The organism is Streptomyces sp. NPDC005408 (genome assembly GCF_040606445.1).
In the GTDB taxonomy this organism is placed as follows: domain Bacteria; phylum Actinomycetota; class Actinomycetes; order Streptomycetales; family Streptomycetaceae; genus Streptomyces.
Window position 1 is genome coordinate 63,738 of sequence record NZ_JBEXEX010000027.1, and the last position, 23,550, is coordinate 87,287.

Below are 23,550 nucleotides of genomic sequence, written 5' to 3' on the forward strand. Positions count from 1 at the left end.
AAATCAACATGGGGATGATCGGTTTCGACAGCGGATGTCGAAGCAGGGGAAGCGAGCCGAGGAAGCGGCAATGATCTCGTTAACCATATGTCGCAACCAATAATCGCCACTTCCAAGAGCGATTCCCGCGCCTTCGCGCTCGCTGCCTAATTAGCAGCTAGCGAAGGCCTTCGGGTGTCAGCCCGGGGCTGTTCCCGACCCGGATCCTGGCATCAGCTAGGGGACTAAACCTCTAAGCCCGGTCACGGGGCATAGAGGGAAATCAAACAGTGACTGAGCCCGTCGGAGACTTGTCCGCGAGATCTCCGGGGCCGAGAAAATCGAAGCGGACTGCGCTCGGAGAAGCCCTGATTCTGCACCGTTGGACGCGGGTTCGATTCCCGCCATCTCCACTCATCCCATGCGATAAAGGCCCGGCTGCTACGGCAGACCGGGCCTTCGTCGTGCGTGCCGCAGGTCAGGCCGCCGGCTGGTGTCCGGGGGCCAGCATGCCGAGCAGCTGGTCCATCTCGGTGCGCCAGATGCGGTGCACATTCATCCGGGTCGGCTGCGGCTGGCCGGGCAGCTGGAAGCGGAACGAGCTCCAGATGGCGTTGCGCTTGATGTCACCGACCATTCCCGTGACCTCGGCCGGAGTCATGGCGAAGGCGATCTCCTGTGGACGGTTGCTCATCCGGGCCGCCTTGTGAACGACCACGGCCTGCTCGGTCACGGTGATGAAGTAGTACGTCAGAAACGCCTGGCCTATCAGGCCGAGCATGCTCATCAGCCAGACACTCGGCCCGGCGATCGCCTGGATCGTGACGATCGGCCGGTCGGCCGGGTTGGCCTGCGCGATGGCGGCCGCCACCTGCTGCTGGATGGTTGCCTTCTTGATGGCCATGGGGCCCCTCCCCTGAGCGGAACATGCGCCCCCGCTTCGGGGGCGGTGCAGCGTATCGCCCGGCCCTCATGGGTAACCGTCCGGGGGTTCAGTAGCGGGTCCGGGCCGCGGCAGACAGCAGCAGGGCCGTCGCGGCCGCCGCGACGGGCACCAGATATCCGTACGCCGCGCTCGTGTGCTCCACCGTCCAGCCGCCCGTGGCCGAACCGGCCGCTATGCCGCCCAGCAGCGCGGTGACCGCGAGGGTCATGCCCTCGTTCAACTGGCCGTCAGGCGTGAGGCGTTGGACCACGGTCATGCCCGTGACCATGGTCGGGGCCGTGGCCATGCCCGCGGCGAGAAGGGCGAGGGCCACCGCGGGAAGCGATCCCGTCGCGGCGGCCAGCAGCGGCAGCGACATCAGTACGGTCATCGCGGTGAGGCAGATCAGCAGGCGGCGGGAGAGGCCCCGGTCGGGGCGGAACCTGCCGTACGCGAGGCCCGCCGCGCACGAGCCCGCGGCCTGGAGCGCGAGCACCGCGCCCGCCGCGCTCGCATGCCCAAGGTCGTCCGCGAAGGCGATCGTGACGACCTCCATCGAGCCGAAGACCGCGCCTGTGGCGAGAAAGACCGCGAGCAGCGGTGCCATGCCCGGCGTACGCAGCGGGGAGCGGGTCCGCGCCGCGCGGGCGGCGACCGGCGGTTCGGTGACGCGCTGGGCCGCGAAGACCAGTACGCCGGTGAGCAGCAGGACCGCTCCGGTCAGGGTGCCCGCCTCCGGGAACAGTGCGGAGCACAGGAACGCGGCGAGCACCGGGCCGAGCATGAAGCACAGCTCGTCGGCGGCCTGCTCGAAGGAGTTCGCGGTGTGCAGCGCGGCCGGGTCGCCCTGGTGGAGGTGGGCCCAGCGGGCGCGGGACATGCCGCCGGTGTTGGGAGTGGTGGCGGTGGCCGCGTACGCGGCGAACAGTGTCCAGTCGGGTGCGCCGAGGCGTACGCACAGCAGCAGTGCGATCGAGCCGAGTGCGGCGAGCGCGGTGGCGGGCACGGCGATCCGGGCCTGCCCGTGCCGGTCCACGAGCCGCGCGATCCACGGCGCGACCAGCGCGGTGGCGGCCAGCCCGGTCGCGGTGACGGCTCCGGCGAGGGCGTACGAGCCGCGGGCTCCGGCGATCATGATCACGGCGCTGACGCTGAACATGCCCATGGGGAGGCGGGCGAGGAGGTTGCCGGCGGTGAAGGCGAGTGCGCCGGACGGCGCGAAGAGCCGGCGGTAGGGCCCGAGGCCAACGCCGGGGCTCCGCCCGGGACCCCGCGCCTCAAACTCCGGCGGGGCTGGATGTGCGGCGCCGGCGGCCGTCGTCTGCGGGGCGTCGGGTGATTGCGGCATGGATCAACCCTCGCCGCGCAGCCCTCGCGCCGTCCAACACCTGCTCAGGCCCCATTGACGCACTCCCGTTGTAAATTCGGCGCGTGCCCCGAGACCTCGACCCCCGCCTCCTCCGCGCCTTCGTCGCCGTCGCCGACGAGCTGCACTTCACCCGCGCCGCCGCCCGTCTGTATGTCGCGCAGCAGGCCCTCAGCCGTGACATACGGCGGCTGGAGCGGGAGTTGGGCGCCGAGCTGTTCGTACGGACCACCCGGCAGGTGATTCTCACCGGCGACGGCGAGCGGCTGCTGCCGTATGCGCGCCTGGTGCTGGAGGCCCAGGACGATCTGCTCGCCGCCGCCTCGGGAGCATCCCGGCCGCTGCTCGTCGATCTCAACAGCGAGGGCATGGCATCGGGCCGGGTGCTGGCGCGGGCGCGGGAACTCGCTCCGGAATGCGAGCTGATGGCCCGGTTCGAGAGCGGGCTCACCGGCGCCGCCGCCGAGATCCTCGCCGGGCGGCTCGATGTCTCCTTCGGGCGCTTCGCCGGACTGGAACCCGCCGTACGGGCGCTGCTGTCCCATCAGCCCGTGCGGTACGAGCCGATGGCCGTCCTGCTGCCGCACGACCATCCGCTCGCCGGGCGGGAGCGGATCGAGCTGAACGCGCTCGCGGGCGAGACCGTATATGCCGGTGCGGGCAATCCGCGGACCCTGGAGTGGACGGATCTGGCGCGCCGGCTCTTCGCGGGGCGGGGGATCGCGATCGCGCCGCCCGCGCCCGTGGCGATCGGCTTCGAGGAGTTCCGGCGGATGATGGCGAAGACCCGCAACCTGGTTCTGGCGGTGGTCGACTTTCCGGCCATGCCCGACACCGTGCTGCGCCCGATCGTCGATCCCGTACCGCTGTCGCCGCTCTCTTTGGTGTGGCGAAAAGGGATCCGTCATCCGGGAGTGGACGCGCTGCGGTCGGCCGCAGCCGCGCTCGCCGCCGAGGAGGGCTGGCTGGAACGGGACTCGGGAGCTTGGCTGCCCGAAGGTGATATGTCGCTGATGAGTGACAACAACTGACACATTGGCACGAGGTGTCACCGGCGTGCGCTACATTCTGGGTCAGGGTGAGTGTGGTAGAGGGTGTGCAGGTTGGGTGGGGATCCAGCCGGCCATGTCCGCAGGTCGTGCGCGCACTCGATTCCAGCCAGTGGGGGATGTGCGTACAACAGTGGAAAATTGGCAAGAAGATTCCCGTATCGGCCATACCCATGAGCCGAACGAGGTGACGGTTCAGCTCGACGGTCTTGGCCGGAAACTGGGGGACCTTCCTGCGGGGCCTGCTGTCCAAGAAGCCTCCGACGGGCCGGTGTTCGTCGATGAGAGCGGCCGCCGCAGCAAGAAGTTCCGCCGACTCGGCTGGGTGCTGGCCATCGCCTGCGCCTGCTACGCCGTGACCCTCGTCGTCGCCCTTCTCGGCGGCAACTCCACCGCGCCCCTGCTGCCAGGGCTCGGCCAGGGCGAGAAGGAGCAGAGCGACAAGGTCGAGATCCAGCCAGCTCCCAGCGACAGCGCATCCGCGCAGGTCACGCCCGGCGGCATACCCGGCGCCCCGAGCCCCACGGACTCCACCGGCACTGGTGGCACGCAGCCGTCCGGCGCCGCGTCGAGCGGCACCGCAGGCGGACTCCCGGCCGGACCCGGTCCCTCCGGTTCCGCGGCGCCCCAGCCCTCCGGCAAGGGAGTGCCCGCGCCGGGCGGGGCATCGGCCTCCTCCACGCCTGGGGGCGGCGGAAGCGCCCCCGGCCCATCGCCGGACGCCAGCCCCTCGGTGCCCACACCGTCCGATCCCGGACCGTCCGCGAACCCCACCGATCCACCTGTGCAAGAAGGCGCGCTGTAGATGACACTCCCCGAGAGCAGGGCCCTGCGGCAGCGGCAGCGGCAGCGGCACCGGGCCCGGCCTGTCGCACGGCGCAGAATGCCCATGCGCTATCTCCTGCCCTTCCTCTTCCTGGTCGCCCTGCTCGCCATGCTGATGCTGCGCGGCTATGTGCACAGCGAGATCCTGGCGGACCATCGCGTACGCCCGCCGGCCCCGACCGACCAGGTTCCCGAGGAGATACTGGGCGGCGGACCGGTCATCGACGCGCGCGACAAGGCCGCGCCCCAGGCGCTGACCATCCCCGACCGCAAACTGGTGCTGACCTTCGACGACGGCCCGGACCCCGTCTGGACGCCGAAGGTCCTGGACACGCTGAAGAAGTACGACGCGCACGCCGTCTTCTTCGTCACCGGCACCATGACCTCACGCCACCCCGAGCTGGTGGAGCGGATGGTGCGCGAGGGCCACGAGGTCGGACTGCACACCTTCAACCACCCCGACCTCTCCTACCAGTCCACCGCGCGCATCGACTGGGAGCTCTCGCAGAATCAGCTGGCGCTCGCGGGCGCGGCCGGCATCCACACGTCGCTCTTCCGCCCGCCGTACTCCTCCTTCTCCGACGCCCTGGACAACAAGTCCTGGCCGGTCACCCAGTACATCGGCAGCCGCGGCTACATCACCGCCTTCAACAACACCGACTCCGAGGACTGGAAGCGCCCCGGCGTCGACGCGATCATCAAGCAGGCCACCCCCAAGGGCACCAGCGGCTCGATCGTGCTGATGCACGACTCCGGCGGTGACCGCTCGCAGACCGTCGCCGCGCTCGGCCGCTTCCTGCCGCAGATGAAGGACCGGGGCTACCGCTTCACCAGCCTCACCGAGGCGCTCGGCGCGCCCACCGCCCACACCCAGGTCACCGGCCCCGAGCTGTGGAAGGGCAAGGCCTTCGTCTCCGCGGTCGCCTTTTCCGAGAACACCACCGACGTCCTGGTCGTCGGCCTGGCCGTGATCGGCGTGCTCGTCTTCGCGCGCTTCGGGCTGATGCTGGTGCTCTCCTTCGCGCACGCCCGCAAGGTGCGCAGGCGCGGCTTCAGCTGGGGCCCTGCGGTCACTCGCCCGGTGTCCGTGCTGGTCCCCGCGTACAACGAACGCGAGTGCATAGCCAATACGGTCCGCTCGCTGACCGCGAGCGACCACCCCATCGAGGTCATCGTCATCGACGACGGTTCCACGGACGGCACCGCGGACATTGTCGAGGCGATGCGGCTGCCGGGCGTCCGCGTCGTACGCCAGCCCAACTCCGGAAAGCCTGCGGCCCTCAACAACGGCATCAGGAACGCCCGCTACGACATCGTCGTGATGATGGACGGCGACACCGTCTTCGAGCCGTCCACCGTGCGCGAGCTGGTCCAGCCCTTCGGCGACATGCGCGTCGGCGCGGTCGCGGGCAATGCCAAGGTCGGCAACCGCGACAGCCTGATCGGGGCCTGGCAGCACATCGAGTACGTCATGGGCTTCAACCTCGACCGCCGGATGTACGACCTGCTGGGCTGCATGCCCACCATCCCCGGCGCGGTCGGTGCCTTCCGCCGCCAGGCACTGGAGCGCGTCGGCGGCATGAGCGAGGACACCCTCGCCGAGGACACCGACATCACCATGGCCCTGCACCGCGACGGCTGGCGCGTCGTCTACGCCGAGCGGGCCCGCGCCTGGACCGAGGCCCCCGAGACCGTCCAGCAGCTGTGGTCGCAGCGCTACCGCTGGTCGTACGGCACGATGCAGGCCATCTGGAAGCACCGCCGCGCCGTCGTGGAGCGCGGGCCCTCGGGCCGCTTCGGCCGCGTGGGCCTGCCGCTGGTGTCCCTGTTCATGGTGCTCGCACCGCTGCTTGCCCCGCTGATCGACGTCTTCCTGATGTACGGACTGGTCTTCGGCCCCACCCAGAAGACGATCGCCGCCTGGCTGGGCGTCCTCGCCGTGCAGCTCGTGTGCGCTGCGTACGCATTCCGGCTGGACCGCGAGCGCATGCTCCATCTGATCTCACTGCCGCTCCAGCAGCTTCTGTACCGGCAGTTGATGTACGTCGTGCTGCTGCAGTCCTGGATCACCGCACTGACCGGCGGCCGGCTGCGCTGGCAGAAGCTGCGGCGTACGGGAACGGTGGAGGCGCCCGGCGTCATACCCACCCCGCGGCGGAGCACCGAGGACCGGAGGCCCGTCGCATGAGCCACAGCTCCACAGCCGCGGCCACGCCGGACCTCAAGCCCGCAGCGCCCGCCGCCCGGCCGGGCCGCGACCGCTATCTCGACCTGCTGCGCTCCGTCGCCCTGGTCCGGGTCGTCGTCTACCACATATTCGGCTGGGCCTGGCTGACGATCGTCTTCCCCTCCATGGGCGTGATGTTCGCGCTCGCGGGCTCGCTGATGGCGCGTTCGCTGTCGCGGCCCGCGCTCGGGGTGATCCGCGGGCGTATCCGCAGGCTGCTGCCTCCGCTGTGGGCGTTCTCGGCGTTCCTGGTGCCGCTGATGTTTCTGGGCGGCTGGAAGCCCGCCAAGCAGGACGGCCTGTGGTGGTGGGCGGACCTGCTCAACTACCTCTTCCCGATCGGTGCCCCGCCGTTCCCCTGGTCTCTGGGCTCCCAGTCCGGACTGGTGGAGCAGACCTGGGCGGTGCAGGCCGGGGAGCCGCTCTGGTATCTGCGCACCTACCTCTGGTTCGTGATCGCGTCTCCGCTGCTGCTCTGGGCCTTCCGCAGGGTGCCGTGGGTGACGCTGCTCGCCCCGCTCGCCCTGTGCGCCGTCGTGGGCACAGGCCTGGTCACGATCCCCGGCGAGACGGGCTACGCCCTCGTCGACTTCGCGACCTTCGGCTCCTGCTGGGTCCTCGGCTTCGCCCACCACGAGGGCCTGCTGAAGCAGGTGCCGCGCTATGTCCTGCTGTCCTGCTCCGCCGTGGTGATGGCCTTCGGTCTGTGGTGGGCCTCGGGCCATCAGACCGTGGACGGCTGGGACCTGAACGACATCCCGCTGGCCCAGGCCACCTGGTCCCTCGGCTTCGTGGTGATCCTGCTGCAGTACTCCCCGTCCTGGCAGCAGCTGCCGGGCAGACTCGCGCGATTCGACTCGCTGGTCACGCTGTCCAACAACCGCGCGGTGACGATCTACCTCTGGCACAACGCCCTGATCATGATGACGGTCCCGCTGCTCGACCTGCTGTGGGACATCCCGTTCGTGGACGCGCATCTGGGCGGCGTGCTGGAGACCACGTACGACGTCCTGATGTTCCTGCTGGTCTGGCCGCTGATCGGGCTGATGATCGTGGCCGTGGGCTGGATCGAGGACCTGGCGGCCAAGCGCAGCCCTCGGCTGTGGCCCAATGGCCGCAGGAAGACGCGGCAGACGGAAAGCGGCTCACACCGGCGCTGAGGGCCGGGTGAGAGCAAGGTTTCGCTCTGGTCACCTCGCGCCACCGGGGCCGAAACGAGCCATCCATAGCGTCCCTTTCACACCCCGAGGACCGTGGAGGCGCGTGATGGCTGGCCGGTGGATCGAACAGTGGGACCCCGAGGACGAGACGTTCTGGGAGGCGAAGGGAGAGCGGATCGCCCGGCGCAATCTGGCCTTTTCCATTCTCTCCGAACACATCGGGTTCTCGATCTGGACCCTGTGGTCCGTCATGGTCCTGTTCATGGGACCGGAGTACGGAATCGACCCGGCCGGGAAGTTCTTCCTGGTGGCCATGGCCACGCTGGTGGGGGCCTTCATCCGGGTCCCCTACACCTTCGCCGTCGCCCGCTTCGGCGGCCGCAACTGGACCATCATCGCCGCGTCGATGCTGCTCCTGCCGACGGTCGCCGCCTTCCTGGTGATGAAGCCCGGGACTTCGTACACGACCTTCATGCTGGTCGCGATGCTCACGGGCGTCGGCGGCGGTAACTTCGCCTCCTCCATGACCAACATCAACTCCTTCTTCCCGCTGCGGAAGAAGGGCTGGGCGCTCGGACTGAACGCGGGCGGCGGCAACATCGGAGTGCCCGTCGTACAGCTGGCCGGACTCGCGGTCATCGGGGCGTCCGGCGGACCGCGCGTGCTGCTCGGGATCTACATCCCGTTCATTGCCCTCTCCGCGATCTGCGCCGCGCTCTTCATGGACAACCTCGCCCCGGTCAAGAACGACACCGGGGCCTCGAAGGAAGCCGTCAAGGACCCGCACACCTGGATCATGTCCTTCCTCTACATCGGCACCTTCGGCTCGTTCATCGGCTACAGCTTCGCCTTCGGTCTGGTACTGCAGACACAGTTCGGGCGTACGCCGCTGCAGGCCGCGTCGATCACCTTCATCGGCCCGCTCCTCGGCTCGCTGATCCGCCCGGTCGGCGGCTGGCTCGCCGACCGCCACGGCGGCGCGCGCATCACCGTGTGGAACTTCCTCGCCATGGGGGCAGCCACGGGAGTCGTCGTACTCGCCTCCGTGGAGAAGTCGCTGGCGCTGTTCACCACTGCCTTCATCGTGCTGTTCGTGCTGACCGGGGTCGGCAACGGCTCCACGTACAAGATGATCCCGGGCATCTTCCAGGCGAAGGCGATCGCCAAGGGCATGTCAGGCGAGGCGGCTGCCGCCTACGGGCGCCGGCTGTCCGGTGCATCCATGGGGCTGATCGGCGCGGTGGGCGCGCTCGGCGGGCTCGGCATCAACCTCGCCTTCCGCCAGTCCTTCCTGACCGCGGGCACCGGCACGTCCGCCTTCGTCGCCTTCCTCATCTTCTACGCGGCCTGTTTCACGGTGACCTGGGCGGTATACCTTCGCCGGCCCGCCGTCGCCGCGCAGCCGGTCGCGGAGGCGAAGCCGCAGCTCAGCTACGCAAAGGTGTAACACCCGCGAAATCCTGGCGAGCCGAGCCTGTCACGCACCGTTGGCAGGCTCGGTCGCCACATCCGTACAGGGTGGGACAGAGTAGGGACGATCATATGCAAGACCATCAGCACGGGCCGCTCGCCGGTTTCACCGTCGGAGTGACCGCCGCGCGGCGCGCCGACGAGCTCGGTGCGCTGCTCCGCCGTCGCGGCGCCAGTGTCCTCCACGCCCCAGCCCTGCGTATCGTCCCGCTCGCCGACGATGCCGAACTCCTCGGCGCCACCCAGGAACTCATCGACCACGCGCCCGACGTCGTCGTCGCCACCACTGCCATCGGATTCCGCGGCTGGGTGGAGGCCGCCGACGGCTGGGGACACGGCGAGAAGCTCCTCGAACGGCTGCGCGGGGTCGAGCTCCTGGCCCGCGGGCCCAAGGTGAAAGGCGCGATCCGCGCCGCCGGGCTCACCGAGGAGTGGTCCCCGGCCTCCGAGTCCATGGCCGAGGTCCTCGACCGGCTGCTCACCGAGGGGGTCGCGGGCCGCCGGATCGCGCTCCAGCTGCACGGCGAGCCGCTGCCCGGATTCGTCGAGTCGCTACGGGCCGCAGGCGCCGATGTCGTCGTCGTGCCCGTCTACCGCTGGATGGCGCCCGAAGACCTCGCGCCCCTCGACCGGCTCCTGGACGCGACCGTCACACGCGCCCTGGACGCCCTCACCTTCACCAGCGCACCCGCCGCGGCCTCGCTGCTCTCCCGCGCCGAGACCCGTGGACTGCTGCCCGAGCTGCTGCACGCCATGGACCACGATGTGCTGGCCGCCTGCGTGGGGCCGGTCACCGCGCTGCCGCTGCAGGCCCGCGGCATCTCCACCGTGCAGCCGGAACGCTTCCGGCTCGGCCCGCTGGTGCAGGTGCTGGGCCAGGAGCTGCCCGGCCGGGCCCGTACGCTCCCGGTCGCCGGCCGCCGCGTCGAGATCCGCGGCCATGCCGTCCTGGTCGACGACGACCTGCGGCCCGTACCCCCTGCCGGGATGGCCCTGCTGCGCGCCCTGTCCCGGCGCCCGGGCTGGGTCGTCTCCCGCTCCGACCTGCTGAGCGTGCTGCCGGGCGCGGGCCGCGACGAGCACGCCGTCGAGACGGCGATGGCCCGGCTGCGTACGGCGCTCGGCGCGCCCAAGCTCATCCAGACCGTCGTCAAGCGGGGTTACCGGCTGGCCCTGGACCCGGCCGCCGACACCAAGTACGCCGACGCCTGACGCAGCAGGGACGTCGCCCGCCACAGGCACACCAGAGCCGCCGTCGACAGCACCAGGCGCACCGCGTTCCAGGCGACCCACGGGTCCTCGAACGTCTCGCGCACGGCCGCCGGATCGGCGATACGGGCCGGATTCCCTGCCGCTTCCAGCTCGTTGTTGAGCGGAATGTTCACCGCGGTGGTCACCACCAGCACCGCCGCGTACAGCACGAGCCCCGCGAGCACCCAGCGGCGCAGTGGGGATCTGCGCTGCTGCCAGGCCGCGATCGCGGCCAGGACCAGCGCCCCGAAGAAGCCGGCGAAGAACACGGGGTTCCGGATCACCTCGTTGATGTTCTGCATGACCTCGATGTAGGTCCGGTCGTTGCTCCTGGCGAGCGCCGGCATCACCGAGGTCGCGTAGGCGTACCAGACGCCCGCGACCAGTCCGTTGGCCACCGTCGCCGCCCCGAGAACGGCCTTGGCACCCCTGCTGTCTGCCCTGTTCTGTGTCATGCGACCAGTCAAGCGGGGGAAGTTGAGCCTCTCCATGGGCGAGCGTCGCAAGCCCATGTCCAGGCGTCTACGGTTCACGCCCGCGGCATGCAACCTGCCGGGGGGTCCGGCGCGTAGAGATGTTGCCGACGTCCGCATCCGCGGCGTGGGCTCGCACCGGAATGGAGAACAATCAGATGGTCTCAGGCATGGTGGGCAGAGGCACGGCGCTGGGCGCGGTCCTGCTGTCTCTGCTGGCAGTCCCCGCGCAGGCCGCGTCCGCGGTGACGGCCGACGGCAACGCGCAGGCCGCGGCCACCCAGGCGCCCTCTGCGGCGACCACAGAACCGGCTCCCGATCTCGCGGGCCTGCGGGCGGTGTTGCGCGAGGCGCTGGCCAAGGGCGCTCCCGGCGCGATGGCCAGGATCGACGACCACGGCACGGTGTACCGGGCGAGCGAGGGGATCGCGGACCGGGCCACCGGACGGGCCATCAGCACCGAGGACCGCTTCCGCGTCGGCAGTGTCACCAAGAGTTTCTCCTCGGTGGTCCTGCTCCAACTCGTCGGTGAGGGACGGCTCGACCTCGACACCTCGGTCAACACCTATCTGCCGGACCTGCTGCCCGACAACCGGATCACGGTGCGTCATCTACTGAGCCACCGCAGCGGTCTGTACGACTACACCAACGACATGTTCGACAAGACCGTCCCGGGCTTCGAGTCCGTACGCAACAAGGTCTTCACCCTCCAGGAGCTGGTGAATCTCTCGCTCGCCAAGCCCCTGACGGTCCAGCCGGGCACCGCCTACGACTACTCCAACACCAACTTCGTCGTCGTCGGAATGCTCATCGAGAAGCTCACCGGACACTCCCTCGCCACCGAGTACCGCCATCGCGTCATCGAGCCGCTGAAGCTGCGCGACACCTTCTACGTCCACCCCGGGACCGCCCTCCCGGGCCGCCACACCAAGGGCTATCTCCGTCCCGACGAGGCCGGGGCGCCGCTCGTCGACTCCACGCGGCAGACCGTCTCCTGGGCCCAGAGCGCGGGCGCGATGATCTCCAGCACCCGCGATCTGGACACCTTCTTCTCGGCGCTGCTGCAGGGCCGGCTGCTTCCGGCCGGGCTGCTGACGCAGATGCAGCAGTGGGTGCCGGTCAACAGCACCCAGGGCTACGGTCTCGGCCTGCGCCGCCGCGATCTGTCCTGCGGAGTCTCCGTGTACGGGCACACGGGCACCGTCCAGGGCTACTACACGTACTCCTTCACCTCCAAGGACGGAAAGCGCAGCATCACCGCGCTCGCCAACACCTCCAACAACGGCGATGTGCTCGGCGTGATGGCCAAGACCCTGGACGCCGCCTTCTGCGGCAAGCCCGCGGCCGCGCCGAGCGCCCGCAGCTCCGCGCCCGCCGAGCAGTACGAGGACGTCGCGCCGGACGTCGCGCGCGACTGATGCCACGGGGTGCGGCCGGACCCGTCGCAGGAGGGGTTCCGGCCGCACGTTCGGACGGGCACTCTGGAGGGGATACCCGGCGGTGACCCCGAGGCGGTGACAGGCGCATGACGGCAGGCGCGACGGGTGCGGCCTCCTACGACTGGAGGTTCGACTCCGGGCGGATCTGCCTGGATCTGGTGGCGACCGCGGAGCCGGCCGCCGGCGGACGCGAGGCGCTGGCCGGGACAGGACGGCTCGGCCGCTGGCTGGTGGGTACGGGCCTGGTGCCCGCCGAAACGGCGCTCCCGGTCGGCGATGTCCAGTGGGTGGCACGCTTCGTCGAACTGCGGGACTGCGTGGGCCAGTTGGTACGAGCGCAGATCGACGGCCGGTGCGCCGAATCGGCGCTGGAGCGGGTCAACGCCCTCGCGGCGGGACCGCCGCCCGGCATCAGAGCAGTACGCGACGCGGAGGGCTCATTGGTACGGGCACTGAGCGCAGCGCCCGAGTGCGGGGCGCTGCTGGCCGCGATCGCCCGCGATGCCGTGGATCTGCTGACCGACCCGGTGGCCAGGGCCCGGCTGCGGCAGTGCGAGGGCGACAACTGCCGCCGCGTGTACCTGGACACGTCCCGTGGGCGTCGGCGCCGCTGGTGCTCCAGCGAGGTGTGCGGAAACCGCGAACGGGTCGCAAGACATCGGCGCAGGGCGGCCGTGGCGCGGGCCTGAGAACCCGCCCGGGACCTTCGTGGAGCCTGCGCGGGGACCTGGGTAGAGGCCGCCTCGGGACCTCCGTAAAAGATCTTGAAAGTTTTTCGGCGGACGTTGAGTGATGCGCCTGTGGTCCCCGTAGTGAAGGGGGAGAAGCAGTCAGCCGAAAACAGGGTCTCGACCGGGAGGTTCAGGTGCGCAAGGATGCCGCCGTGGCCGATGACCGTCCGCAAAGGGCCCGCCATCGCAGCGAAAAGCCACGCAACGACTCCTCAGCACCTGACGAGGAGCTGATGCGTGCGCTGTATCGCGAACATGCGGGACCTTTGCTCGCCTATGTACTCCGTCTCGTCGCCGGCGATCGCCAGCGAGCCGAGGACGTGGTGCAGGAGACGCTCATCCGTGCCTGGAAGAACGCCGGTCAGCTCAACCGAGCGACCGGCTCTGTCCGACCCTGGCTGGTGACGGTCGCACGCCGCATCGTCATCGACGGTCACCGCAGCCGGCAGGCCCGGCCGCAGGAGGTCGATCCGTCGCCGCTGGAGGTCATGCCCGCGGAGGACGAGATCGACAAGGCGTTGTGGCTGATGACGCTCTCAGATGCGCTCGATGATTTGACGCCCGCCCACAGGGAAGTTCTTGTCGAGACGTATTTCAAGGGGCGTACGGTCAATGAGGCGGCCGAGACGCTCGGCATACCCAGTGGGACGGTGCGGTCGCGGGTGTTCTACGCACTGCGTTCCATGAAGCTCGCTCTGGAGGAGAGGGGGGTCACGGCATGACTATGTACGAGCAGGAATCCGTACACGACGCCGTCGGTGCGTATGTGCTCGGCATCCTTGACGACGCGGACGCCTCCGCCTTCGAGGCGCATCTGGCGGGCTGCGACATCTGCGCCGCCCACCTCGAGGAGTTCTCCGGCATGGAGCCGATGCTGGCCATGCTGGCCGAGGCCCCGGCACCGCCCCAGCAGTCGAACGTGCTGAACATGCCCAGGCAGTCCACGTCCGGCTGGTCGGACTTCCCGCAGCCGCGGCCCGTTCCCGTGGTGCCCACCGCTCCCAGCCCGCAGTTGCTCGGCGGACTGCTCGACGAGGTCGCCGCCAAGCGGGCGGCGAAGCGCAGGCGCGGCATGTACATGGTTGCGGCCGCCGCGGCCCTGATCATCGGCGGCCCGACCGTCGCGGTCGTGGTCACATCGAACGACACCGGCACCACCAATCAGGCCGGCCATCCGCACCCCACCAGTCCCGCCGAGGACGCCTTCTTCAACCACATGGACGAGAAGGTGGGGCACACGGACGCGACGACCAAGGTCAGCGCGACCGTCGGCATGGAGAAGAAGAACTGGGGCACCCACGCCGTTCTCGAACTGAAGAACGTCAAGGGTCCCCTCAAGTGCAGCCTGATCGCCGTCTCCAAGACCGGCGAGGAGGAGGTCGTGACCTCCTGGGCCGTTCCGAAGTGGGGTTACGGCATTCCGGACAGCCCGGACAAGACGGCCAAGAACCCGCTCTACGTCCACGGCGGAGCGGCGATGGACCGCAACGAGATCGATCACTTCGAGGTCCGCACCTTCGACGGCAAGCGGCTCGTGGAGGTCGGAGCCTGACAGATTCGCCCCCTTCGCGTACGGTTGACGGCTGCCCAGTGCACGTCAGAAGGGGGCCTCGGTGGCCGCGCAGGATGCCGCTGTTGATTCCATGGTCGACCCCGCCGTCGACACGGTGCGAGACCGTGAGATCGGTGTCGAGCAGGAACATCTGGATCGGGTGTACCACCGCCTCGAGGAGAAGATCCACGAGGCGGAGTTCCTCATGCACGACGCCGCCAAGCGCGGCCAGGTCGGCACGCCGGGAGCGCTCGCCGAGCGGGACGCCCAGGTCTTCCGGGCCGGTATCCACCTGAACCGGCTGAACAACGAGTTCGAGGACTTCCTCTTCGGGCGCATCGATCTGCTGCGCGGCAAGGACGGCAAGAAGGGCCCGGACGGGGCGTACACCTCGATCGAGCCCGCCGACGACGCCGTACGCGCGGACAACACGGCCGACATCGGGGAGACCCTGCACATCGGCCGTATCGGGGTCCTCGACTCCGACTACGCGCCGCTGGTCATCGACTGGCGCGCCCCGGCGGCCGCCCCCTTCTACCGCTCCACCCCGGTCGATCCGGGCCGGGTGGTACGCCGCCGGGTCATCCGCTCCAAGGGCCGCAGGGTCCTCGGTGTCGAGGACGACCTGATGCGCCCGGAGCTCAGCGCCACGCTGGACGGGGCCGGGCTCCCGGTCATCGGGGACGGCGCGCTGATGGCGGCGCTGGGGCAGGCCCGCAGCCACACCATGCGGGACATCGTCGCCTCCATCCAGGCGGAGCAGGACCTGGTGATCCGGGCCCCCGCCGCGTCCGTCACGTATGTGGAGGGCGGGCCGGGCACCGGCAAGACCGCGGTGGCGCTGCACCGGGCGGCATATCTGCTCTACCAGGACCGCAGGCGGTACGCGGGCGGCATCCTGATCGTCTCGCCGACGCCGCTGCTCGTCGCGTACACCGAGGGCGTGCTGCCGTCGCTGGGCGAGGAGGGGCAGGTCGCGATCCGCGCGGTCGGCAATCTGGTCGACGGCGTGGAGGCCACGGCGTACGACGATCCGGCCGTGGCGCGCATCAAGGGCTCCTCGCGGATGCTGAAGGTGCTGCGCAAGGCCGCGAGAGGTGCGCTGGAGACGACGCCACCCGCGTCCTCGGGCCAGCTCGCCTTCGGGGACGAGCCGGAGCGGGGCCGGCAGGGCCCCGCCGGGACGCCTACGCGGCTGCGTGTGGTCGCGTTCGGGCGGCGGCTGGAGCTGGAGGCCGACGAGCTCCAGCGCATCCGCCACAACGTCCTGGGCGGCACCGCGCCCGTGAATCTGCTGCGACCGCGCGCCCGCAGGCTGCTCCTTGACGCCCTGTACGCCAAGTCCGGCAACGGGACGCGGCACACCGACCCGGAGCTCGCCGCCGAGCTGCGCTCCTCCTTCGACGAGGACGTCGCGTCCGAGGACTCCTTCATCGGCTTCCTGGACGCCTGGTGGCCCGAGCTCACCCCGCGCGGAGTGCTCACCGCGATGGCCGACGAGAGACGTCTCGGCCGCTGGGCGCGCCGGATCCTCAACCCGGGCGAGGTGCGCCGCCTCGCCCGCTCCCTGCGCCGCGATGCCCTGTCCGTGCACGACGTGGCGCTCCTCGATGAGCTCCAGACGCTGCTCGGCACACCGGCCCGCCCCAGGCGCAAGCGTGAACTCGATCCGCTGGACCAGCTCACCGGTCTGGAGGAGCTGATGCCGCAGCGCGAGGAGACGCAGCGTGAGCGCGCCGAGCGCCTCGCGCAGGAGCGCACCGAGTACGCGCATGTGATCGTCGACGAGGCACAGGACCTGACCCCCATGCAGTGGCGCATGGTCGGCCGCCGCGGCCGGCACGCCACCTGGACGGTCGTGGGCGACCCGGCGCAGTCCTCCTGGTCGTCCCCGGACGAGGCGGCCGAGGCACGCGACGAGGCGCTCGGCAGCCGCCCGCGCCGCCGCTTCCAGCTCACCGTCAACTACCGCAACCCGGCCGAGATCGCCGAGCTGGCGGCCAAGGTGCTGGCCCTGGCGATGCCCGGCATGCAGTCCCCGTCCGCTGTCCGCTCGACGGGCGTGCGGCCGCGCTTCGCGGTCGTACGGGGGGACCTGGCCGCTTCGGTGCGGGCGGAGGCCCAGCGCCTGCTCGGCCAGGTCGACGGCACGGTCGGCGTGGTGGTCGCGATGAACCGGCGCGAGCAGGTGGCGCGTTGGCTCGCCGGGCTCGGCGAACGGGTGGTCGCGCTCGGCTCTCTCGAGGCCAAGGGTCTGGAGTACGACGCGACGGTCGTCGTCTCTCCGGCGGAGATCGCGGACGAGTCCCCGGCCGGGCTGCGTGTGCTGTACGTGGCGCTGACCAGGGCGACCCAGCAGCTGACGGTGGTCTCCGGCCGGCGCGACGAGCCGGACGCGGACGGTGTTCCGGACCTGCTGCGGGACTGACCGGAGCTCCATCAGGGGCCTGATGGAGAGTCAACCTGCGATGCGGGAATCACGTACCGGGGTGGTTTGTTAGCCTGGGTACGGCACCGGCCCGATCCAAGCCCCCGGGCCCAACCTTCGTCGCTACGAGCGACCACTTGCCGCGAGGCGAGCATGGCGGGTCGGTGTCATTTACTCGTACGAGAGACAGGTCCGCGTCACCGCAAGGTGACGCGGACCTGTCTCTTTGGGGCTTCCGCAGACCCGGGCTTCCGCCCTGCCAGTCGTATCTCGTATGGTGGAAACCAGTTTCCGAAAACTAAATGACCACTATTACCTGCTACCCGCAGGTAGGTGCGACCATTCGAAAGCGTCGCCGGGCAACAGCCACGGCCGCGTCGGCAATGAAGCTAGCGAAAGCAGAGGAACCCGGCCATGGCAACGGCGCCCAGCGTCTCGTACTCGATGACGGTCCGGCTGGAGGTGCCCGCGAGCGGAACCGCGGTCTCCCAGCTGACCACGGCCGTGGAGTCCTCCGGCGGCTCCGTGACCGGCCTGGACGTGACCGCCTCCGGCCACGAGAAGCTGCGGATCGACGTCACGATCGCGGCGACCTCCACCGCGCACGCCGACGAGATCGTCGAAGAGCTGCGCAAGATCGAGGGCGTCATCCTCGGCAAGGTCTCCGACCGTACGTTCCTGATGCACCTCGGCGGCAAGATCGAGATGCAGTCCAAGCATCCCATCCGCAACCGTGACGATCTCTCGATGATCTACACCCCGGGTGTCGCGCGGGTCTGCATGGCGATCGCCGAGAACCCCGAGGACGCCCGCCGCCTCACCATCAAGCGCAACTCCGTCGCCGTGGTCACCGACGGCTCCGCCGTCCTCGGCCTGGGCAACATCGGCCCCATGGCCGCGCTGCCGGTCATGGAGGGCAAGGCGGCCCTGTTCAAGCGCTTCGCGGGCATCGACGCCTGGCCGCTGTGCCTGGACACCCAGGACACCGACGAGATCGTCGCGATCGTCAAGGCGATCGCCCCCGGCTTCGCGGGCATCAACCTGGAGGACATCTCCGCGCCCCGCTGCTTCGAGATCGAGGCGCGGCTGCGTGAGGCCCTCGACATCCCCGTCTTCCACGACGACCAGCACGGCACCGCGATCGTCGTCCTCGCCGCGCTGACCAACGCGCTGCGCGTGGTCGGCAAGGCCGTCGGAGACGTACGAGTCGTCATGTCCGGCGCCGGCGCGGCCGGTACGGCCATCCTGAAACTGCTGATCGCGGCGGGTGTCAAGCACGCCGTCGTCGCCGACATCCAGGGCGTGGTGCACGCCGGCCGCGAGGACCTGGTGGACGCGGCCCCCGATTCGCCGCTGCGCTGGATCGCCGACAACACCAACCCCGAAGGTGTCACCGGCACCCTCAGGGAAGCGGTCGTCGGCGCGGACGTGTTCATCGGCGTCTCCGCCCCGAACGTGCTGAGCGCGGAGGACGTCGCGGCCATGGCCGACGGGGCGATCGTGTTCGCGCTCGCGAACCCGGACCCCGAGGTGGACCCCGCAATCGCCCGCCAGACGGCGGCAGTTGTGGCCACCGGCCGTTCCGACTTCCCGAACCAGATCAATAATGTGCTGGTCTTCCCGGGTGTCTTCCGCGGTCTGCTCGACGCGCAGTCCCGCACAGTCAACACGGAGATGATGCTCGCGGCGGCGACCGCCCTCGCGGAGACCGTCACCGAGGAGGAGCTCAACCCCAACTACATCATTCCGTCGGTGTTCAATGAGAAGGTCGCCGGAGCGGTCGCGGGCGCCGTCCGCAACGCCGCGAAGGCGGGCGGCGCGGCTGTGACAGGCCCCACGTCGGGCTGACACCCGGCGCGTCGCGAGTCGCGGGGCCGTGATTGCCGCTTTAGGGTGGCGGACCATGAGCCCCGAGGCTCCAAGGAGTCTCCACAACGAGTCTCCACCGAGTCGACGGAACGTCACCACGACGAGGCAGTGGCGCTTTTCGTGTGACTCCGGAGGGTGCCGGATTGGCTTTCCCGCCGCTGGTGGGGGCAGGATGCGTAATCGGGCGCGAGGGTCTGACAGCAGACCCGGGTCCGGGGACTGTCCGAGGGCCCTGGCAGCATCGGCTTCGATCTCACGCCTCACAGGCAAGAAGAACACGGGAGTAACAACATGAACCGCAGTGAGCTGGTGGCCGCGCTGGCCGACCGCGCCGAGGTGACCCGCAAGGACGCCGACGCTGTGCTGGCCGCTCTCGCCGAGACGGTCGGCGAGGTCGTCGCCAAGGGCGATGAGAAGGTCACCATCCCCGGCTTCCTGACCTTCGAGCGCACCCACCGTGCCGCTCGGACCGCTCGTAACCCGCAGACCGGCGACCCGATCCAGATCCCGGCCGGTTACAGCGTGAAGGTCTCCGCGGGCTCCAAGCTCAAGGAAGCCGCCAAGGGCAAGTAAGCCCCGAGGCACAGAAGTAAGGGCGGCCACCCCGGCAGGGGTGGCCGCCTTTTGCTGTGTACGGGCCTTGCAGGGCCTGTACGGGCCGTTGGGCCGGGGGCTGCGCCCCCAGACCCGTAAGCCCTTCAGGAGTGCCGTCAGACGAGTTTGCGGCCCGGCAGCTCCACCTTCGCACCCAGCTTCTCGAGCTTCTCCATGAAGTTCTCGTAGCCACGGTTGATCAGGTCGATCCCGTGCACCCTCGACGTCCCCTGCGCCGCCAGCGCCGCGATCAGGTACGAGAAGCCGCCGCGCAGGTCGGGGATGACCAGGTCCGCGCCCTGGAGCTTCGTCGGGCCCGAGACGACCGCCGAGTGCAGGAAGTTGCGCTGGCCGAAGCGGCAGTCCGAGCCGCCCAGGCACTCGCGGTACAGCTGGATGTGCGCACCCATCTGGTTGAGCGCGGACGTGAAGCCGAGCCGCGACTCGTACACCGTCTCGTGGATGATGGACAGGCCCGCCGCCTGCGTCAGCGCCACCACCAGCGGCTGCTGCCAGTCGGTCTGGAAGCCGGGGTGCACGTCCGTCTCCAGCGCGATCGCCTTCAGCGCACCACCCGGGTGCCAGAAGCGGATGCCCTCGTCGTCGATCTCGAACGCGCCACCCACCTTCCGGTAGGTGTTGAGGAACGTCATCATCGAGCGCTGCTGCGCGCCGCGCACGTAGATGTTGCCCTCGGTCGCCAGCGCCGCCGACGCCCAGGAGGCGGCCTCCAGACGGTCCGGGAGCGCCCGGTGGGTGTAGCCGCCCAGCTTGTCGACACCGGTGATCCGGATCGTCCGGTCCGTGTCCATCGAGATGATCGCGCCCATCTTCTGCAGTACGCAGATGAGGTCCTCGATCTCCGGCTCGACGGCCGCGTTCGACAGCTCGGTGACGCCCTCCGCCAGCACGGCCGTCAGCAGCACCTGCTCGGTCGAGCCGACCGAGGGGTACGGCAGACGGATCTTGCAGCCGCGCAGCCGCTGCGGGGCCTCCAGGTACTGGCCGTCCGCCCGCTTCTCGATCGTCGCGCCGAACTGGCGCAGCACCTCGAAGTGGAAGTCGATGGGCCGGCCGCCGATGTCACAGCCGCCCAGGCCCGGAATGAAGGCATGGCCGAGCCGGTGCAGCAGCGGGCCGCAGAAGAGGATCGGGATGCGCGAGGAGCCCGCGTGGGCATCGATGTCAGCGACGTTGGCGCTCTCGACGTGCGAGGGGTCGAGCACCAGCTCACCCGGCTCGTCGCCGGGCCGCACCGTTACTCCGTGCAGCTGCAGCAGTCCGCGTACGACGCGCACGTCACGGATGTCGGGCACATTGCGCAGCCGGCTCGGCTCGCTGCCGAGCAGGGCGGCGACCATCGCCTTGGGCACGAGGTTCTTCGCGCCGCGGACGCGGATCTCGCCCTCCAGCGGGGTTCCGCCGTGGACAAGCAGTACATCGTCTGTGCCGGTCATGAATCTCGCGTTCCGGAGTCGTCGGACGGGGGGCAAGTGAAAAGGGTAAGGGGCTTCCACCCCTGTCCCGTAAGGCCAAGGACGCTCCGCGAGCGTAATGAATTCGGCACAACACTCTCGGTCCATGCAAGCTTGCTGAGCGTCACCGCTCCGGGTTGGCGCGACGGGAGCTCCTGTCGCGCCCTGAGCTGCGCTGGCTCACACTGTGCCGCTCGCCCCCCGCGGAGGGCGAAGATGCGGGATCATGTCTCGCATGACCGAGGTGTCCTCGCTCACAGGGCGGCTGCTCGTCGCCAGTCCCGCCCTCGCCGATCCTAACTTCGACCGGGCGGTGGTCCTGCTGCTCGACCATGACGACGAGGGCTCGCTGGGTGTGGTGCTCAACCGGCCGACCCCGGTGGTGGTCGGCGACATCCTGGAGGCGTGGGCCGCGCTCGCGGGCGATCCGGGTGTGGTCTTCCAGGGCGGCCCGGTCTCTCTCGACTCGGCGCTCGGTGTCGCCGTGATCCCGGGCGACGAGGGTCCGCTCGGCTGGCGGCGGGTGTACGGCGCGATCGGCCTGGTCGATCTGGAGGCGCCGCCGGAGCTGCTCGGCGGGGCGCTCGGATCCCTGCGGATCTTCGCGGGGTACGCCGGATGGGGCCCGGGCCAGCTGGAGGACGAACTGAACGACGGCGCCTGGTACGTCGTCGAGTCGGAGCCGGGTGATGTGTCCTCGCCGAGGCCGGAGAGCCTGTGGCGGGCGGTGCTGCGCAGGCAGCGCAACGAACTCGCGATGTTCGCCACCTATCCGGACGACCCTTCGCTGAACTGAGCGGCGTGGCGTTCAGTACCCTTGGCAGTTATGAGCACTCTTGAGCCCGAGCGCGGGACAGGCACGGGGACCCTCGTAGAGCCGACGCCGCAGGTGTCGCACGGCGACGGCGACCACGAGCGCTTCGCCCATTACGTCCAGAAGGACAAGATCATGGCGAGTGCCGTCGACGGCACTCCGGTGGTGGCACTGTGCGGGAAGGTCTGGGTGCCGGGGCGTGACCCCAAGAAGTACCCGGTCTGTCCGATGTGCAAGGAGATCTACGAGTCCATGGGCCCTGGTGGCGACAAGGACAAGGGCGGCAAGGACAAGAAGTAACCCTCCGGTTCCGACCGCTGGGGACGGCCCCCGGGATGCGCGTGTATGCGCACCCCGGGGGTCGTTCGCGTTCCCGCTGCCCTTCCCTCTTGCCGTTGCACGGGGTGCGTCCGCCGGTCACAAAGTGGTTGAGACCTCTTGTCCGGTTGTTTGCGCGGCTTTAGCCTCCAGCGTGTTGTGCAGAACGAAACGAGCGTTGCATATGTTGCAATGCCTACTCGTAGGGGACCACGCATGAAGCTGATCGCCCGAATTGCCGCCCCGGCCGCGGCACTTGTGCTGGCGGGCCTCACCGCCACCGCCTGCGCCCCCCAGACCTCCGACAACAGCGCCACGAAGGACGACAAGAGCGGCACCCTGCGCGTCTGGCTGTTCCAGGAGGTCAACAACAAGCCCAAGGAGCAGGTCGTCGACGGTGCTGTCGCCGCATTCCGCGCGGCGCACAAGGACGCGAAGGTCGAGGTCGAGTACATACCCGTCGAGACACGCGCCCAGCGCATCAAGGCCGCGTTCAACGACCCCAAGAGCGCACCGGATCTGATCGAGTACGGCAACACCGACACGGCCGGGTATGTGAAGGACGGCGGACTCGCCGACGTCAGCGCGGAGTTCGCCGGCTGGGCCGAGGCCAAGGACACCGACCCGACCGCGCGCACCTCGGTCACAGTCGGCGGCAAGATCTACGGGGCGCCGCTCTTCGTCGGCGTCCGCGCGCTGTACTACCGCACTGACGTCTTCAAGGAACTGGGGATCGCGGCCCCCAATACCCAGGACGAGCTGATCGCCACCGCCAAGAAGATCCACAAGGCGAAGCCGGAGCTCTACGGACTCGCGGTCGGCGGCGCGTACACCTATGGCGCGATGCCCTTCATCTGGGCCAGTGGCGGCGAACTGGCAGGGGAGAGCGGCGGTTCGTACAAGGCGGCCATCAACAGCCCGGCCGCGCAGAAGGGCATCACGGCGTACACCTCGCTCTTCGGCGACGACAACTGCCCGGCCGCGAAGTGCGCCTCGATGGGCGGCAACGCGACCGTGACCGCGTTCGCCTCCGGCAAGGCGGCGATGGCGATCGGCGGCGACTTCAGCCACCAGGCGGTGGAGGCGGGCTCGGTGAAGGGCAAGTACGCGGTCGTGCCGCTGCCGGGCCGGGATGCGGGCTCGATCGCTCCGGCCTTCGCGGGCGGCAACAACATCGGCGTACTGAAGAGCAGTTCGCACCGCACGCTGGCGGTGGACCTGATGAAGCAGTTCGCGGGCAAGGAGACGCAGCGCAAGCTCTTCGACGCGATGGGCTTCCTGCCGACGTACACGGATGTCCGGTCGGAGGTTGCGAAGAAGGAGCCGTTCGTCGGTCCCTTCGTCAAGACGCTGGGCGCGGGTACGAAGTTCGTCCCGGCGTCACCGGGCTGGGGCCAGATCGACGCGTCGCTGGTGCTGCCGACGATGTTCCAGGAGATCGTGAGCGGCAAGAAGGACGTGGCGGCGGCATCGGACGACGCGGCCAAGAAGATGGACGCGGCGTTCGCTGCCGCGGGCTGAACGCGATGACGAACGGTACGAACACGGGGCGGAACGCCCCGGACGGTTCGGGCAGCGGCCCGGGCCTGCGTGGCGGCTCGGCTG

Annotated in this window: 20 protein-coding genes and 1 other RNA gene; 17 read left to right on the forward strand and 4 right to left on the reverse strand. The window is 69.6% G+C overall.

Going from position 1 to position 23,550, the window contains the following annotated elements:
* The first annotated feature begins 10 nt into the window (after window positions 1-10).
* Window positions 11-395: a transfer-messenger RNA gene (ssrA, locus tag ABZS64_RS23990) on the forward strand.
* 62 nt (window positions 396-457) lie between these two features.
* On the opposite strand, the gene ABZS64_RS23995 is transcribed toward ssrA, so the two are convergent.
* On the reverse strand, window positions 458-883 hold the full coding sequence (locus ABZS64_RS23995) for a hypothetical protein (RefSeq protein WP_355833167.1): 426 nt from the start codon (window positions 881-883) through the stop codon (window positions 458-460).
* An 88-nt stretch (window positions 884-971) separates the two neighbouring features.
* On the reverse strand, window positions 972-2,252 hold the full coding sequence (locus ABZS64_RS24000) for an MFS transporter (protein WP_355833170.1): 1,281 nt from the start codon (window positions 2,250-2,252) through the stop codon (window positions 972-974).
* 83 nt (window positions 2,253-2,335) lie between these two features.
* Between ABZS64_RS24000 and ABZS64_RS24005 the strand changes: the two genes are divergently transcribed.
* The 6 genes from ABZS64_RS24005 (at window position 2,336) to ABZS64_RS24030 (ending at window position 10,213) form a co-directional block, all read left to right on the forward strand.
* Entirely contained in the window at window positions 2,336-3,301 is a 966-nt protein-coding gene (locus tag ABZS64_RS24005) for a LysR family transcriptional regulator (RefSeq protein WP_355833173.1), read from the forward strand.
* 289 nt (window positions 3,302-3,590) lie between these two features.
* Window positions 3,591-4,124, forward strand: a complete 534-nt coding sequence (locus tag ABZS64_RS24010) for a hypothetical protein (protein ID WP_355833176.1) — start codon at window positions 3,591-3,593, stop codon at window positions 4,122-4,124.
* An 84-nt stretch (window positions 4,125-4,208) separates the two neighbouring features.
* Complete coding sequence (locus tag ABZS64_RS24015; protein WP_355833232.1) at window positions 4,209-6,332, forward strand: bifunctional polysaccharide deacetylase/glycosyltransferase family 2 protein; 2,124 nt, start codon at window positions 4,209-4,211, stop codon at window positions 6,330-6,332.
* Complete coding sequence (locus ABZS64_RS24020; RefSeq protein ID WP_355833178.1) at window positions 6,329-7,531, forward strand: acyltransferase; 1,203 nt, start codon at window positions 6,329-6,331, stop codon at window positions 7,529-7,531. The genes ABZS64_RS24015 and ABZS64_RS24020 overlap by 4 nt, the downstream gene beginning before the upstream one ends.
* A gap of 106 nt (window positions 7,532-7,637) precedes the next feature.
* The gene (locus ABZS64_RS24025) at window positions 7,638-8,978 is read left to right on the forward strand and encodes a nitrate/nitrite transporter (RefSeq protein WP_355833181.1); all 1,341 of its coding nucleotides are present in this window, start codon (window positions 7,638-7,640) and stop codon (window positions 8,976-8,978) included.
* Between the two features lie 95 nt (window positions 8,979-9,073).
* Window positions 9,074-10,213 carry a uroporphyrinogen-III synthase gene (locus ABZS64_RS24030; RefSeq protein WP_355833183.1) on the forward strand — a complete coding sequence of 380 codons (1,140 nt, stop codon included), beginning with the start codon at window positions 9,074-9,076 and terminating at the stop codon, window positions 10,211-10,213.
* Here ABZS64_RS24030 and ABZS64_RS24035 read toward each other — a convergent pair.
* On the reverse strand, window positions 10,162-10,707 hold the full coding sequence (locus tag ABZS64_RS24035) for an anthrone oxygenase family protein (protein ID WP_355833186.1): 546 nt from the start codon (window positions 10,705-10,707) through the stop codon (window positions 10,162-10,164). The genes ABZS64_RS24030 and ABZS64_RS24035 overlap by 52 nt on opposite strands.
* Window positions 10,708-10,895: 188 nt before the next feature.
* Here ABZS64_RS24035 and ABZS64_RS24040 point away from each other — a divergent pair, with 188 nt between their 5' ends.
* From ABZS64_RS24040 to ABZS64_RS24070, 7 genes are all read left to right on the forward strand, one after another.
* A complete protein-coding gene (locus tag ABZS64_RS24040) occupies window positions 10,896-12,143 on the forward strand; it encodes a serine hydrolase domain-containing protein (RefSeq protein ID WP_355833189.1) in 1,248 nt (415 codons plus the stop codon).
* 107 nt (window positions 12,144-12,250) lie between these two features.
* Complete coding sequence (locus ABZS64_RS24045; RefSeq protein ID WP_355833192.1) at window positions 12,251-12,853, forward strand: CGNR zinc finger domain-containing protein; 603 nt, start codon at window positions 12,251-12,253, stop codon at window positions 12,851-12,853.
* A 176-nt stretch (window positions 12,854-13,029) separates the two neighbouring features.
* Entirely contained in the window at window positions 13,030-13,617 is a 588-nt protein-coding gene (locus ABZS64_RS24050; RefSeq protein ID WP_142217417.1) for a sigma-70 family RNA polymerase sigma factor, read from the forward strand.
* Window positions 13,614-14,447 carry a zf-HC2 domain-containing protein gene (locus tag ABZS64_RS24055; protein ID WP_355833195.1) on the forward strand — a complete coding sequence of 278 codons (834 nt, stop codon included), beginning with the start codon at window positions 13,614-13,616 and terminating at the stop codon, window positions 14,445-14,447. The genes ABZS64_RS24050 and ABZS64_RS24055 overlap by 4 nt, the downstream gene beginning before the upstream one ends.
* A gap of 91 nt (window positions 14,448-14,538) precedes the next feature.
* Entirely contained in the window at window positions 14,539-16,875 is a 2,337-nt protein-coding gene (locus ABZS64_RS24060; RefSeq protein WP_355833235.1) for a UvrD-helicase domain-containing protein, read from the forward strand.
* A gap of 414 nt (window positions 16,876-17,289) precedes the next feature.
* Window positions 17,290-18,723, forward strand: a complete 1,434-nt coding sequence (locus ABZS64_RS24065; protein ID WP_355833198.1) for an NAD-dependent malic enzyme — start codon at window positions 17,290-17,292, stop codon at window positions 18,721-18,723.
* A gap of 312 nt (window positions 18,724-19,035) precedes the next feature.
* Complete coding sequence (locus ABZS64_RS24070; RefSeq protein WP_004571953.1) at window positions 19,036-19,317, forward strand: HU family DNA-binding protein; 282 nt, start codon at window positions 19,036-19,038, stop codon at window positions 19,315-19,317.
* Window positions 19,318-19,454: 137 nt separating this feature from the next.
* Here the strand turns inward: ABZS64_RS24070 and murA are convergent, their stop codons facing one another.
* Window positions 19,455-20,795 carry a UDP-N-acetylglucosamine 1-carboxyvinyltransferase gene (gene murA, locus ABZS64_RS24075; protein ID WP_355833201.1) on the reverse strand — a complete coding sequence of 447 codons (1,341 nt, stop codon included), beginning with the start codon at window positions 20,793-20,795 and terminating at the stop codon, window positions 19,455-19,457.
* Window positions 20,796-21,048: 253 nt separating this feature from the next.
* Here murA and ABZS64_RS24080 point away from each other — a divergent pair, with 253 nt between their 5' ends.
* The 3 genes from ABZS64_RS24080 to ABZS64_RS24090 all read left to right on the forward strand — a co-directional run bounded on the left by ABZS64_RS24080 (window position 21,049) and on the right by ABZS64_RS24090 (window position 23,466).
* A complete protein-coding gene (locus ABZS64_RS24080) occupies window positions 21,049-21,609 on the forward strand; it encodes a YqgE/AlgH family protein (protein WP_355833204.1) in 561 nt (186 codons plus the stop codon).
* Window positions 21,610-21,639: 30 nt separating this feature from the next.
* Window positions 21,640-21,927 (forward strand): DUF3039 domain-containing protein, encoded by a 288-nt coding sequence (locus tag ABZS64_RS24085; protein ID WP_355833207.1) that lies wholly within the window; start codon window positions 21,640-21,642, stop codon window positions 21,925-21,927.
* Between the two features lie 234 nt (window positions 21,928-22,161).
* Entirely contained in the window at window positions 22,162-23,466 is a 1,305-nt protein-coding gene (locus ABZS64_RS24090) for an extracellular solute-binding protein (protein WP_355833210.1), read from the forward strand.
* Window positions 23,467-23,550 lie beyond the last annotated feature (84 nt).